Below are 14,610 nucleotides of genomic sequence, written 5' to 3'. Positions count from 1 at the left end.
TCTATCTCAATTTATAATACTTCATGAACATTAAAGCGGCGATCGATTTTAATTTTAATTTTAATTTTAATTTTATGCTGTTTTCGTTTTTAAAATAATTTACTTCATTAACAATTCGTCTTACAGCAAAATCATAGAATTTACGGTGGTAGGTTCTCCTAAAATCAATATCTCTATCGGTAGAGGTGTCCCAATCCGGTTGTTCTGTAATATCATTTTCAATTTCATTATACAGAGAGGTTCCTTTTATGGGATAAGCAACAGTGATTGTAAAATGTGTAGGATTAGCAACTTTTAGATGATGTATGGTTTCGGCAATATCTTTTTCATCTTCACCGGGATACCCTACCATGATGAACGTTCCAGTTTCTATACCTAATTGATTTGTTTTTTGAATAGCTTCTCTTACCGTTTCTACTTTAACTCTCCTGTCCATCGCATCCACTATTTTTTGTGAACCACTTTCTGCACCAATCCATATTCTATAACAGCCTGCCTCTTTTAACTGTTGTAAAACTTCATCATTTAAGCGTTCCGCTCGAGTAATACATTCAAAAGGGATAATAGCATCTTGCTGTATTACTTCTTTATGAAATTCTGCTAACCATTTATGACTTACCGTAAATACGTCGTCAACAAACCAAATAGTATCAGGATTATATTCTCTTTTAAGCATTGCTAATTCTTGAGCTACAAGATTAGCGGGTCTTCTTCGATAACTTTGTCCATAAACAGCTGTGCTACACCATTTACAGGTGTAAGGGCAACCACGTTGCGTACTAATGGTCATAGAACTTTGTCCATGGTTGTTTTTCCAAGTATCAAGATATTTTTGCATATCGATAGCTTCTCTATCAGGAAGAGGAAGCACCGATAAATCTTTCATTTTTATTCTTGCTGTAGTTTTTACTACTTTATCGTTATCCAAATAAGCAATTCCCGAAACAGCAAGTATATCAGTTTTATTTATAATCGCTTGATGAAGTTCATACAAGGTTTCTTCTCCTTCGCCTATTACAATGTATTGAGCACCAGATCTTAAGTAGTTTTCAGTGTTGTAGGTAACATCAGGACCCCCTAAAATTATTTTTGGAAAACCATAAGCAGCTTCTGTAATAAGTGTTTTGATAAGCTTTATGACTTCTACTTTAGTCATTAGATTCGCATATATTGCTACTACATCGGGTTTTTTAGACGCTATAAAGACTAATTGATCTTCTTTAGAACTAAATGTGGTATCAAAAACATAATTTTCTAAACCGCGTTCTTTTAAATACCCGGCAATGTATAGTTGTCCCAAAGGAGGATAAGGCTTCATAATCCTTTGTTCTTTAGGATCTGTGCTTAGATAATATGCGTGGGTAAGTATTATGCTCATTTTTTGACTAATGAGATTAAATAATGATCACTATATTTTGATAAGAATGCGAAACGTCTGAACAACATATCTAAGCTTGATAATATTTTTAAAACTCCTAGTTTGTTGCTAAAGAACGATTCAAGATAAGAAGGAGGGATCCATAATCCGATAGGTTTTAACTTTTTTGTGTTAAAGAATTCAGTTGATACTTTTTTAATATCTTTTGGGTTGTAATACCAAGTGTTTACTTCGATTCCATCTACATTTGCTATTACAACATCACTGGTATTACGTCTAAAGGCTTGCTTAAATTTATTTTTCATCATAAAGTAGATGTTTTCCATCAAACAGTGTCTTGGCATAATAACTCCTACAATACTACCATTTGGTTTTAATTTTTTTTCTGCCGTAATAAAAAATTGATTCAATTGATTAGGAGACAGACAGTTTAGTCCTCCAAAATCCGAAAATATCAAATCAAAAGAATGGTCGGAATTAAAAGTTTCAAGTTCATTGATATCTAGTTGTAGAAATTCTAGGTGTTTATCGTTACCGTTTTGTTTGGATTTAGCAATAGAGATCATTTCTGAAGATATATCAGTCGCAATAACTCGATGACCTTGATCAGCTAACCATATGGCATCATGACCAGTACCACAGTTAATTTCTAGAATATCTAATTCTTGATTGGATGGCAGTATTTCTGTTAAATGACCATATACCAAATTTCTTTGGAGTTCACCAATTTTGCTATGAGTAAAAGTACTATCATAGGTTATCGCAGCTATGTCAAAACTCTCATTCATTTATATGCTCCATTCTTTTTAAAATTTGTGCATCTATATATGCACTTGGGAAATAATATAGTAAATATGATATTCTTTTTACGGCAATACTAGAAAGCTTAGAAGGGTTTTTTAGAGTTGTTTTTAAGAATCGTAATCCTTGACTTTTTCTATATTCTTTATGCACATACCTATGTAATTTTTTATAATATTTAGAATTATATGTGCTCTTAAACATCATAGCTAAATCATCAGAGTCTGTCCAATTTGCCTTAAACCTAAGATCATCCTTTACTTTATCATAGAATTTAGTTCCGGGAAGTGGATATGATACTGATATTCCTAAATCATCGGGAACTAATTCTTTAATCATTTTTATGGTTTTAGAAATATCACTTTTTGTTTCTCCTAGGTATCCAAATTGAATAAAAAATGCCACGCGTATATTTTTCTCTTTTAATAAGGTTGTAGCATTGTATATTTCTTCTACTTTAGTTCCTTTATCCATAGCATCTAAAATAGATTGAGAACCACTCTCTGCTCCAACCCAAACTTCTTGTAACCCAGATTCTGCAAGAGCATCAATGGTATCTTCTTTAAGTAATAAATCTACTCTACTTTGGATATAATATTGTAAGGTAACATTTTGTTTTTTTAGCTCTAGATTAAAATCTTGCACCCATCCAGGAGTTAAGCCAAAAATATCGTCGCACATCCAGAAACGTTCGACTTTATATTTTTTTTGTAAATATTGTATATGTTTTACGATATATTCTGGAGAATGTGTGTTATATCGATTGCCATAAATTGGTTTAGCGCACCAATTACATTTAAATGGACAACCTCTAGTAGTAGCAAGATTTAAAGTAAATTCTTTACCACCATTATTCCAGACTTTTCTATATGAATCAATATCTACAAGGTCCCAAGCAGGTATTGGTAATTCGTCTAGATTTTTTAGAACTTCTCGTTTAGGGTTTGTGATCGTTTCTTCATCCTTTATGTATACAAGGCTTTTAATTTTTTCTATGGGTTGGTTATTTTTAAGTGCAGAAATAAGTTCTAATAAAGTTAGTTCTCCTTCTCCCTTAATAATATAATCCGCTCCATTGAATAGATACTTAGCATGATGATCTGTAGCGTCAGAACTGTTAACAATTATGGTACACTCATGGCTTTTTCCAATTCTCATCATTTCAAAAGCGGCTTTGCGCATTGTGGTAAGACACATTTTGGTCAAGTAATTAAAGCCATCATCATATAAAACCAGGAATTTTGGTTTCTTTTTTATAATTTCTTTCTCAATCTCATATGGGTTATCTCTCAGATTGGTATCAAAAAGATCAACTGTAAACCCTTTTTCTCTTAGTAATGAAGCAGCATATATAGTTCCTAATGGAGGATAAGGTGTTTGATTCTTCCATTGTTTAAGATCTAAAGGGTAATAATAAGAATGTGAAAATAAAATATCAAGCATGTTCTTTTTCTAATTCTATATTGTACTTTAATTGAAATTCATTGTATCTTTTATTAAGCCTGTCGATGACCTTTTTTTGGAAATTTCGTGGATGATGTTTAGATACATTATTAGTTGATTTCATTGCTATATCAAAATCACCTTTTTTTAATGTTTGAAATTTAGTATTCCACTTTTTTAAAGTCATTTTTAAAAAAAGTTTCTCTAGAATGTTACCAATTTTTGTGTTAAAAATTAGTTCTATTGCCTTGGTGATAAACGGTTTATTTTTCAAATTTTTAATAGAAGATTTTCCTATTTCTAGATTAGGTAGAAAATTAGAAACCCATTGATTTTGATTATAAAAACCAGTAAAATCTCCAGAAACAGGAATCAGTGTCAATAATTCAGTTGCTGTAAATATATTTTTTTCAGATATCTCTAAGGAATTTTCTGAAATAAAGTAATTGATACAAAAGAACTTTCTAGAATTGAGTAAGAATATTTTTTTGTACAGCATTAATAAAGTTCTGGCTACCCATAAACGCTCTGATTCTGTAATTACAAAAAAATCAACATCACCATTTTTATCGTGGTAATTTTTAGACAAAGCACCAGAAATACCAACAGCTTTTACATAGGGGAATTTAGCAATTAAAACTCCTTTTTTTATTGCTTTTTCCATGACCGACTTGGCCATTTTATTACCCTCTATACGTCGAGAAACGGATTCTAAGTTTCCGTCAAGAAAATAGTAGCTATTATCAGAAGAAATAACTCCTTTTTTTTTGAGATATTCCAATTCGTTTTTGATTTCACTTTGATCAGTGGCTGCAGAAAATAAATAAATCTCTTCAGCAGAAAGGGGATATTTAAAAATGGAGAAGTATAACAAGGTTTTAAGAGATTTCACTGAGAGTTGAGTTTTAATTAGAACATCATTTTAAAATAATGTTATTTGTTTTTACTAATCATTATTGTGCTGGAATCTAAATATATTGATTTTATGGATAATTACATGATCGTTGACGGGATATATAGTTAATACTTAGAGAAATTTTGAATGAATTAACATTCAAGGTTTATTACCGCAAATAACATGGTTAATTTGTATACACTCAATTAAAACACGCTAAAGAGGAAAAATTGAATTTAAAAAAGGAATTTTTCAAGTTGAAAAAATAGAATTTGAAAAAATTATTTCTTTTTTAGAACAAAGTTGAATGACACGGAGACATCGTCCGCTATCTTTTTACTAACTATGCCTGGAATCTTAATATCAAATTCTTCAGCTTTGGTTATAAAGCTTGAAGTAATAGAAATTGTATCATCATCGTCTTTATTAAGAACAGCTTTTGTTTCAATTTCTTTTGATTTGCCGTGCAATGATAAGGTTCCTTTAATAGTATATTCATTCTGTATATTAGTATTGTCAAAATCTAGAAGGTTACCTTTAAAAGTTGCTTTAGGATAATCGTCTGATTCAATATAGTTTTCATTAAAATGCTCTTCCATTAAAGCATTTTTAAAACGAAATCCTTTCATTAGAGCTAAAGCTGCGAACTCTCCATTATCGGTATTTAGAATAGCAGTTACCGTTGTGTTTTTCGCTTTTACCTCTTCAAAAGCGGGTACAGAAGCTTCAAAATTAATAGTGCCTTTTTTGGTAATAAACTTTCCTTGAGCAACAATAGATGCTGAAACAAATAGTAATAAAAAGAATAAGAAATTTTTCATAGTATGACAGTTTTTATTGTTCTAATAATCCATCGGTATTCCATTGTAAAATAATATCTATGGTAGTTTGTGGTAGTCTAGGCCCTCCAGCAGGCATTAAAAAGTTAGTGTCTTCTGAAGAAACTCTATCAAGCAATCCTCTGTTATCTACTGCTTCTTTTACTTGATCAAAGGTTAGAAGCGGCATTGGTGCAAAGTTAATAGGAGGGTCATTATGACAAGAAGTACAATTATTATCAATAATAGCTTTTACATTATTATCATAGGTAACAACTGTAACAGGCGGTGTCACATCTATTAAATCATTTTCACTATCATTTTCACAACTTATACTTATTGTAATTATGCAAAGAATCAAAAATTTGAAAAAATATACTTTCATAAATTCCTTTTTGAATTTTAGTTTTGAATGGTAGAAATTAGATTAAATTTAGTTGATATGCAAAAATAAGTTTCATTAGGTGGATAATTTTCATACTTTTAAAACAAGTTTAAACAGAAAAAGTACAATGAAAAAACTACTAATAGTAATTTTAATTCTAGGAATTGCGGCTTTTGTTGGATATAAATATGTGTACCAATCTCATAGAGACATTCAGGGAGAGAAGGCTGAATTTACAGTGGATGCAACCGAATTAGCAAGAGAGTTTTCGGAAAATTCTGATGTAACTTCTAAAAAGTATCTGAATAAAACAATTATTGTTGAGGGAAAACTAACAGAAATAGAGGCTAATTCTTTAATGCTAAATGATGCTGCGTATTGTACTTTTGACATTAATCATAATATTTCTGAATCTAGTTTAAATTCAAAATATGCCATAAAAGGAAGATGTATAGGATATGATGAACTTTTGGAAGTGGTTAAGTTAGATCAAGCATCAATTATTAAATAATTTGTCTTTAATTAGTATTTTAAAATCATTTTTATGAGAAAACTCTTATTCCTTCTATTTTTATTTCCGTCCATTACATTTGCTCAAGATGACCTGTTAGATGAGTTAGCGTCGGAAGTTCAGGAAGACAATTATGTAACCTCTACTTTTAAAGGACTTAAGATTGTAAATTTTGAATCTACAAAATTGGTTAATAAGCGAAACTTATTTTTTGTAGTTGCTCACCGTTTTGGTAGTGTAGAAAATGGTATTGATGATTTTTTTGGATTAGATCAGGCGGTTACCCAACTTAAGTTTATCTATGGTATAACGGATGGGTTAAACGTAGGTATTGCTCGTAGCTCGTTTCAAAAAACGTATGGAGGCCATATTAAATATAGGATCGCAAGACAGAAAAAAGGAGGATTTCCTTTTACTATTGTTGGATACAATTTACTAACTATTAATACTGGTTTAGAAAAAGATCAACTGCCTAAATTAGAATTTAATAATAGGTTATCTTATGTGTCTCAAATTTTGATTTCTAAAAAAGTAAGTAAAAGACTTTCGCTAGAATTAGCACCTTCTTATTTACATGAAAATTTTGTTCGATTTGATGATCAGGATAATTCTCAGTTTATTATGGGAGTAGGAGGGCGTTATAAATTAACTAACCGTTTTAGTCTTAATTTAGATTATGGGTATCATTTTAATAGAAGTAGTAGTTCGACGTTTAAAAACCCACTATCTATCGGTTTTGATATAGAAACGGGAGGGCATGTATTTCAGGTGCATTTTACAAATGCACAACCTATGTTCGAAAACGGTTTCTTAGGTCAAGGATCTGGAGATTGGGGAGATGGTGATTTTTTCTTTGGATTTAATTTGAGCAGAGTTTTTGATCTTTAAGGTTGTTAAAGATTCAGTTTCATCGTTTTTGGGTTAAGATTTGTATTTAAGTTTGAAGCTTAATTAGATTTCTGTAATAGAAAAGTCAGCAAATAGTATTTCTTCGTCTCTTAGGTCAGATGAGTGTTTTAGACTTCTGTAGATACCCCATTTTGGTCGAATAAAGTCAGCTTGTGTTTTCCACATTCTTAAAGTATCGTCGTTATACTCGAGTATTTTTGCACCGGTTTTTAAATCCTTAATTAGTATAGAAAATTTAGCTTTACCTTTTTCTTCATAAGTAACGGTTTCAATAACATCTACCCATTTCCCTTTAAAAGCGCTTAATGCTACATAGGTTAATGTGTTTTGGTCTAAGCCAGAAGAATATCTTAATTCTAAGCGATCAACACTTCCTTTTCTGGCAGTAAGTGTGATGAGTGGCATATCTTTATCAAATCCGCCTACAGCCTTTAATTGATGTAGATGTGTGAATTTTTTAGAAGGCTGGAAACCTTTATCCAGTTTAAATTTCCACTTATATTCTACAGTTTCTCCTAAAACTCCTTTGAGATTATCAGGGGATGATTTATAACTTTTAATTTCGTTACGTTGTCTATCGAATTTCTTACAGCGATCATTATCTTCTTCGACATGAATAACAAATTTGAATACATTCTTTTGTAATTCTTGATTAAAAACTTCCGTAATATGTGTGTCATTAAAACTTGAATGGTTGTCGCAATCACCTTTCTTTTTCCCTGGTGCTTCAATGGGCTTATAACCTGGAGCAAGTTTGGAAGTAATAAGTTCATAGGTGTCTCCAGGGCCGTCTGCAATAAGAGTAACCTGAGAATATGCAGAAAAGTATGCTAAAAAAGCAAATAGTATTAGAACTGATCTCATAATATTTTTGTTTGAACTTTTTACTAATTTGTTTTTATTACTTTTTTTATAGTAAAAGTATTAGTCTTCTTATCTACCAATTTTATAAAATAGATACCCTTAGCAAGATTGCTGATATCTAATTTGTTATCTATTCCTAATCCATTTAATTTAGTGACTAATTTTCCTGATCCATCAATGATTAGTACTTCGTAATTATTTGTATTTGTTGAAAGATTGAAATTTATGGATGCGCTCGCAGGATTTGGGAATACTTGGAATAGTTCTTTTTCTGATATCCTTGGTATAGAGAGTGTAGGATTTTCAGTTACCGAGAAGTTAGCATATAATACTTCTTCATCCCTTAAATCAGAAGAAGAATTTAGACTTCTATATATTCCCCACTTTGGTCTAATGAAATCAGCGTTTGTTTTCCACATTCTTAGTTCAGATGAAGAATAGTTCAGGATCTCTGCTCCGGTACTAATATTGGTAATAATGATATTATAGATCGCATTATTAGTTTCACCGTAGGTAACTGTTTCTACGACTTCTACCCAATTACCTCTTAAAAGTGATAGATTTACTGTAGTAAGCGTGGATTGCGAAGTTGTTGGAGCATATCTTAATTCCAATCGATCTGGACTTGCTTTTCTGGCTGTTAAGGTAATCAATGGTTGGCTTTCTTCTGCAGAATCTGCTCCTACAGATTTTAATTGATGAAAATGAGTAAAACTTCCAGAAGGTTGAAAATTAGCATCAATTTTAAACTTCCATTTATATTGTACAGTTTCTCCAAGTACCCCTTTCAGATTGTCTGGAGAAGGAGCGTAGGTTTTTATTTCATTACGTTGTCGATCGGTAGTAGAACATTTGTCACGATCAATGTCTTCATCTACGTGAATAATAAATCTAAAAACATTAATACCCAAATCAGCATCAAATATTTCGTCTATATGACGATTGCCGTCTGTACCGGAATATGTCGAATGATTATCGCAAGAACTACCTGTAACTCCAGGAGCTTCTATAACATTTCCACTAGTTGGAGCAAAAACACTATTAATGAGTTCATAGGTGTCACCAGGGCCATTAGCGTCTAACGTTACCTGAGCTTTAGTACTAAAACTTATAAATAAAACAAAAATTAGCGTAAATAGTTTCATCGTATATTATGTTTTAAGTTATGGCTTTAATAGTGATATCCCTGCAAAAATATGCAAGGATATCATCTAAACTCAAATTAAAATCAAACTTTTTAAAATGTTTTAGTTTTTAACTATTGCTTTAGTAATTTTAGCTCCATCACCATATATATTCATATAATACAATCCGGTAGAGAAATCCGTTAAATCGATAACATCTAAGTTACTATCTTTTTGTATTAATATTTGACCAGTTATGTTTACTACCTCGATAGATGAAATGATATCATTCTTAGAACTTATATTGATTACGTTAGTAGTTGGATTAGGGAAAAAAGAAAAATCCTCTGTTAATTCTTGTTCTGTAATAGAAAGAACATTCGTTGTTATGTTAGGCTCTCCATAAGTATCTAATGGTACGGTTGTTCCTGTTAATGAAACAGGGATGTTTCTCGCCTCATTTGTACTAATTTGCCATTCTGGAAAGGAATTAGAATTAAGACGACCAGCCATCCAATCTGTACCTCCAACATAACCAGTTGTTCCATCAAATCTAGCTATATACATAGGGTATTGTTGAAGAGTTACAACAGTTGATAATGTATTATCATAATTTAAAAAAGGATCGCTATCAGTAAGAATTTCAACAAAAATAATTTGACCATAAGCAAATTCACCAACTTCAGGAGAAGATATATCATCGTCATCAAGAATACTCACTGAGTCATAAATTGTCCAAGATAAATGATCCGCACCAGGTGCAGCTGTTGCATCATCAATTATTCCATTTTCATCTGTATCAATTATTAAATCTTTAGGCGATCCAGTGGTGGATTTGATTAACATATATGTGCTACTTTGATCATTTATACTACCATCATATCCAATTGAATTAGTAACAGCAGAAACACTTGTGAAATTATTAAGTGTATCAAGACTACCGTCTTCCGGATCCAATTCATCCGTCCATACAGGAGTTCCCTCCAATTCTACAGTAATAACATTCGCACCTGAGGCAGCTAAAGCAGCTGCATAAGGGTTGGTCATTTTAGTACCTTCAATGTTAGCTCCACTTTGATCTACAGAACCTGCTTCAAAAGTCATATTTGCAACAATAGAAAGAATCCCATTGCTTCCAAACGTTAATCCACTTAAATCAATAGCGTCTCGCACTTTTCCTATATTACTACCTACATCACTATCATCTCCATCGCCGTCTACAACGATAAAGTACACACCATCGTCAATAGTAGCATTTGGAGTTCCTCTAAATTCAAAATATTCAAAAGTATCATCAGCATCAAATTTATGATCTGCTACACTAGTGTTATCTGTATGATTTACTAATGTTGATGAAGAATTAGGAGGACTAGGAATTATCTCATTGATGAAGTAAGTGCTGTTGTCGTAAGTTTGAGCTGATATAAAGCTAAAACTACCCAAAGTAGTTAATAATAGTAATAAATTTTTCATAATTGTCTAAATTTTAATGTCAGGTGAAGTTTGTTTGTATTTGGTCAACCAAATTGGTCAACCAAATATATGAATTTATTTTATTTAACACAACTTTTGTTGAAAATCATATAATTAGCTTAATTATTTATTGATTTAGTAGTGAGAAATAGACTTTGTAGATAAGTTATCTTAAGTTTTAGAGATTGTCCTTTCTTACATACTCCACAATTTGGAGGGAGTTTTTGGTTAATTCAGTTATTTTGGCATAATCATAGTTTCCTTGAGTATCTTTTACAATAAGCTTGGATCCCATTCCTACACAGTGCACTCCTGCATTAAACCAATCAATCAAGTTTTTCTTTTCGGGAGTTACGCCTCCACTTGGCATGATACTTGTCCAAGGACAAGGTGCTTTTATACCTTTTATAAAATCAGCTCCTCCAACTTGGGCTGCAGGAAATATTTTTACTATTTCTGCACCTAATTCTTCAGCATAATTTATTTCTGTTAACGTTCCACAGCCGGGTAACCATGCAATTTTTCTTCTATTGCATACTTTAGCTATTTCAGCATTTAGAATTGGAGAAACTATAAAATTAGCTCCTTTCTGAATATATAGTGATGCTGTACCAGCGTCCACTATAGAACCGATACCTAAGATCATCCCAGGAAGTTCTTTAGCAATCCATTTTGATAATTCCGTAAAAATATCTGCTGCGTGATCTCCTCTGTTTGTAAATTCAAATACCCTAGCACCCCCATCATAACAAGCTTGAATAACTTTTTTTGCGATCTCTATATCCTGATGATAAAATAGGGGAACAATTCCTGTGTTTCCCATCACTTGTGCAACTTCTATTCTTGTGTACTGTGCCATATTATCTTTTTATTCTTCCTGATATGTTACCTTCAATAATACTTAATACTTCGGCTTCTGTTACTAGATTAGCATCTCCTTCTATCGTATGTTTTAGAGCGCAGGAAGCATTTGCAAATTGTAATGCTTTTATATCGTCATAATGCAATAGCCCTTGAATTAATCCAGCAGCATAAGCATCACCAGTACCAATTCTATCAACTACATGTGTTATTTCTAGTTCATTGGTTTCATAAAACTCTTTACCATTCCACATTCTAGCTTTGATCTTATGCCAGCTTGCGTTCAGAGAAATTCTTGTTTTGTCAAAAACTCCATTGATATTAGAATATTTCTCTATTAAAAGCTTACTTGCTTTTGTGAAATCATCATTATCGAAAGAGAAATTGGTTGCTAACAGTTCATTAATTTCATTAGGTCCTCCAATAAAAATATTAGACAACGCTACCAACTCACTAAGAACTTCTTTTGCTTCGTGACCATAATTCCATAGACCACTTCTGTACGCTGGATCTGCGGATATTGTAATTCCTTTTTTATTAGCGATTTCTAACCCTTGTTTCAGTGCTGTAAAGACGTTTAGAGATAGAGCAGGGGTAATACCCGTCCAGTGGAACCAATCACAATTTTCTAAGGCTTTTTCCCAATTAATCTCGTCAGGGTCTATGTTACAAAAAGCTGAGTTAGCTCTGTTATACGCTATAGTGCTTGATCGCATGACTGCACCAACCTCCAGGAAATATAATCCCAGAGGATGACGCGAGTCAATAATCAAACCAGTATCTACTCCCAGTTTCTGCAAGTAGCTCTTTGATGCATCACCAACAAAATCGTTGGATACTGCTGTAATATGTTGTGTATTGTTTCCGAATTGAGCGAGCGATATTGCTACGTTCGCTTCAGTCCCACCAAAGTAGTATTCTAATTGGTTAGATTGTTTTAATTTTTTGTTGCCTAAAGGAGCTATACGCATTAAAACTTCTCCAAAGGTTACTACTTTTTTCATTTTATATGATTTTAAATTTAAATACCTAAAGCTTGCCCACCACCAATCTGAATAGTTTCAGCAGTTATAAAAGCAGCGTCTTCACTTGCTAAGAATGAAACAACAGAAGCAACATCTTCTGGTTGTCCTAGCCTCCCTAACATAATATTATTTTTCCAAGATGCAAAAACTTCAGGTTTCGTAGATTTAATTTGGGCGTGGAACGGAGTATCAATGGTACCTGGTGATACTGCATTTACTCTAATGCTATATTCTGCAAGGTCTTTTGCTAATGCTCTGGTTATCGCATTAACTGCAGCTTTAGATGTTCCGTAAATTCCCGCACCAGGACCTCCTGCAGTCCATCCCGCATTAGATGTATAGTTGATGATAGAAGCATTTTCTCCTTTTTTAAGATATGGAATAGCAGCTCTAGAAGCAAAAAAGGTTGAATCAAGATTTAATGCCATCACAGATCTATAAAACTCTGTTGTCATTCCTTCAAATCTAGATCTACCACCTAATCCACCAGCGTTATTTACAAGTAGATCAATTTTACCATATTTTTCTCCAATAGCTACGATGTTTGAAGTAACTGCTTCTTCGTTTGTAACATCGAATCCATAATATTCTGCAGTTATTCCTTGGGCTGTAAGCTCTTTTACTCTTTCAGCTCCTTTTTCATCCTCTATACCATTTAGAATTACTGTATATCCATCGCTACCTAATCTTTTTGCGACTGCGAAACCAATTCCTCCGGTAGCACCGGTTACAATGGCAATTTTTCCTTTTGAACTCATTTTTTTTCTTTTATTTATTATAATTATTGATAGTTGATTAATTTTATATTTTATTATTTCTTAGCTTTTAACGGTTGAATATTACCACATAAAATCCAAACACTTGCCAGTACTATTAAGGTTAAAACGCCTCCAACTATAAATGCAGGTGTATAATTTCCTCCAGCGGTTAACGTAGATACTAATGCGGTAAGACCTACTCCAGCAAATTTTGCTGACATTCCGGACAGACCAGAGAGCGTTCCAACTGTTTTTTTACCAAATAAGTCGCTCGGTAATGTCTGTATATTTCCAATAGCCGTTTGAAATCCGAAAAGAATAACAGCCATAATTATCACCGCATTGACTGGACTTCCTGGATCGGATAGTAAATAGAAACAAGGAAGCATAATTAAACAGCCTAGGGTAATAACGAATTTTCTAGTTTTATTAATATTCCAACCTGATTTAATACGATTTTGTGCCAAAAGTCCTCCAAACCAAGCACCAATCATTGCTCCAACATAGGGAACCCAACCATATATTCCTACGGCTTTAACATCCATACCATATACTTCTGATAGATAAATAGGAATCCAGAATACAAAAAGCCACCATATGGGATCGATTGCTGCTGAGGCAAAAATTACTCCCCAACTCTCTTTATGAGATAGCATTTTGCCAGTTTCTGGGTTGTATTCATCAAGTTCGTTTATATTTTCTTGATTTTTACTTTCTGATTTCGATTTGTCAAGAATGTAATATCTCTCTTTTTCTGTAAGCCAAGGGTGTTTTCCTGGTGGTGCTTTCATTATTAGCATCCAAGGAATTAACCATAGTAATCCCATAACCCCTATGATGATAAATATCATTTGCCAACTAAAATGAATAGTCATAAAAGCAATAGCAGGAATTGATATGATTCCTCCAATGGCAGCACCCGAGTTGAAAATTCCTTGAGCAAAAGCACGTTCCTTAGATGGGAACCACTCTGCATTTGCTTTTGCAGCACCAGGCCAATTTCCTGCTTCAGCAACACCTAAAATAGATCTGAAGATCGAAAAACTAAGAAAGCCCTTTGCTAATGCATGCAACGCAGTAGCTATAGACCAAAAACCTATCGAAATAGCGAAACCTAATCGTGTACCTATTTTGTCAAAAATCTTTCCAAAAATAGCTTGACCAAAAGCGTAAGAAAATAGGAAAATAGAGGAGATCCAACCATAGATGTCTTTTCGCTCGTCTGTGGACTTATCAGGATATAATTCTTCAGCAATATCTGGCCACAATACGCTAAGCGATTGCCTGTCGATATAATTAATCACGGTAGCCAAGGCAATTAATCCTATGACCCACCAACGTAATCCTTTAAATTTAGTCATCTAA

General features: G+C 32.8%; 15 protein-coding genes. 2 read left to right on the top strand and 13 right to left on the bottom strand.

From position 1 onward, the window contains the following. Nucleotide 1: 1 nt before the first annotated feature. The 6 genes from D1818_RS06425 to D1818_RS06400 form a co-directional block, all read right to left on the bottom strand. Nucleotides 2-1,378, bottom strand: a complete 1,377-nt coding sequence (locus D1818_RS06425; protein WP_118457142.1) for a B12-binding domain-containing radical SAM protein — start codon at nucleotides 1,376-1,378, stop codon at nucleotides 2-4. Further along, entirely contained in the window at nucleotides 1,375-2,166 is a 792-nt protein-coding gene (locus D1818_RS06420; protein WP_118457140.1) for a class I SAM-dependent methyltransferase, read from the bottom strand. Before D1818_RS06420 ends, D1818_RS06425 begins: the two co-directional genes overlap by 4 nt. Further along, nucleotides 2,159-3,622, bottom strand: coding sequence for a radical SAM protein (locus tag D1818_RS06415; RefSeq protein ID WP_118457138.1), 1,464 nt, complete (start codon nucleotides 3,620-3,622; stop codon nucleotides 2,159-2,161). Before D1818_RS06415 ends, D1818_RS06420 begins: the two co-directional genes overlap by 8 nt. After that, nucleotides 3,615-4,514 carry a nucleotidyltransferase domain-containing protein gene (locus tag D1818_RS06410; protein ID WP_118457136.1) on the bottom strand — a complete coding sequence of 300 codons (900 nt, stop codon included), beginning with the start codon at nucleotides 4,512-4,514 and terminating at the stop codon, nucleotides 3,615-3,617. Before D1818_RS06410 ends, D1818_RS06415 begins: the two co-directional genes overlap by 8 nt. Nucleotides 4,515-4,798: 284 nt before the next feature. Continuing rightward, nucleotides 4,799-5,338, bottom strand: a complete 540-nt coding sequence (locus D1818_RS06405; RefSeq protein ID WP_118457134.1) for a YceI family protein — start codon at nucleotides 5,336-5,338, stop codon at nucleotides 4,799-4,801. A gap of 13 nt (nucleotides 5,339-5,351) precedes the next feature. Next, entirely contained in the window at nucleotides 5,352-5,720 is a 369-nt protein-coding gene (locus tag D1818_RS06400; protein WP_118457132.1) for a hypothetical protein, read from the bottom strand. 127 nt (nucleotides 5,721-5,847) lie between these two features. Between D1818_RS06400 and D1818_RS06395 the strand changes: the two genes are divergently transcribed. Together D1818_RS06395 and D1818_RS06390 are read left to right on the top strand one after the other, a co-directional pair. Then, nucleotides 5,848-6,231, top strand: a complete 384-nt coding sequence (locus tag D1818_RS06395; protein WP_118463545.1) for a hypothetical protein — start codon at nucleotides 5,848-5,850, stop codon at nucleotides 6,229-6,231. 33 nt (nucleotides 6,232-6,264) lie between these two features. Then, a complete protein-coding gene (locus D1818_RS06390; RefSeq protein ID WP_118457130.1) occupies nucleotides 6,265-7,119 on the top strand; it encodes a DUF5777 family beta-barrel protein in 855 nt (284 codons plus the stop codon). A gap of 63 nt (nucleotides 7,120-7,182) precedes the next feature. On the opposite strand, the gene D1818_RS06385 is transcribed toward D1818_RS06390, so the two are convergent. The 7 genes from D1818_RS06385 to D1818_RS06355 all read right to left on the bottom strand — a co-directional run bounded on the left by D1818_RS06385 (nucleotide 7,183) and on the right by D1818_RS06355 (nucleotide 14,606). Beyond that, nucleotides 7,183-8,004 carry a heparin lyase I family protein gene (locus D1818_RS06385; RefSeq protein WP_118457128.1) on the bottom strand — a complete coding sequence of 274 codons (822 nt, stop codon included), beginning with the start codon at nucleotides 8,002-8,004 and terminating at the stop codon, nucleotides 7,183-7,185. A 23-nt stretch (nucleotides 8,005-8,027) separates the two neighbouring features. Next, nucleotides 8,028-9,149, bottom strand: coding sequence for a T9SS type A sorting domain-containing protein (locus D1818_RS06380; RefSeq protein WP_118457126.1), 1,122 nt, complete (start codon nucleotides 9,147-9,149; stop codon nucleotides 8,028-8,030). A 102-nt stretch (nucleotides 9,150-9,251) separates the two neighbouring features. After that, nucleotides 9,252-10,601, bottom strand: coding sequence for a T9SS type A sorting domain-containing protein (locus D1818_RS06375; protein WP_118457124.1), 1,350 nt, complete (start codon nucleotides 10,599-10,601; stop codon nucleotides 9,252-9,254). 178 nt (nucleotides 10,602-10,779) lie between these two features. Further along, complete coding sequence (locus D1818_RS06370; RefSeq protein WP_118457122.1) at nucleotides 10,780-11,460, bottom strand: bifunctional 4-hydroxy-2-oxoglutarate aldolase/2-dehydro-3-deoxy-phosphogluconate aldolase; 681 nt, start codon at nucleotides 11,458-11,460, stop codon at nucleotides 10,780-10,782. A gap of 1 nt (nucleotide 11,461) precedes the next feature. After that, nucleotides 11,462-12,466 carry a sugar kinase gene (locus D1818_RS06365; protein WP_118457120.1) on the bottom strand — a complete coding sequence of 335 codons (1,005 nt, stop codon included), beginning with the start codon at nucleotides 12,464-12,466 and terminating at the stop codon, nucleotides 11,462-11,464. Nucleotides 12,467-12,483: 17 nt separating this feature from the next. Next, a complete protein-coding gene (locus D1818_RS06360; protein WP_118457118.1) occupies nucleotides 12,484-13,245 on the bottom strand; it encodes an SDR family NAD(P)-dependent oxidoreductase in 762 nt (253 codons plus the stop codon). Between the two features lie 53 nt (nucleotides 13,246-13,298). After that, a complete protein-coding gene (locus tag D1818_RS06355) occupies nucleotides 13,299-14,606 on the bottom strand; it encodes an MFS transporter (RefSeq protein WP_118457116.1) in 1,308 nt (435 codons plus the stop codon). Between the last annotated feature and the right edge of the window lie 4 nt (nucleotides 14,607-14,610).

Source organism: Aquimarina sp. BL5, assembly GCF_003443675.1.
Classification (GTDB): Bacteria; Bacteroidota; Bacteroidia; order Flavobacteriales; family Flavobacteriaceae; genus Aquimarina.
Note: the sequence above shows the minus strand (reverse complement) of the source record. Positions and strands in the feature narration are given on the sequence as shown.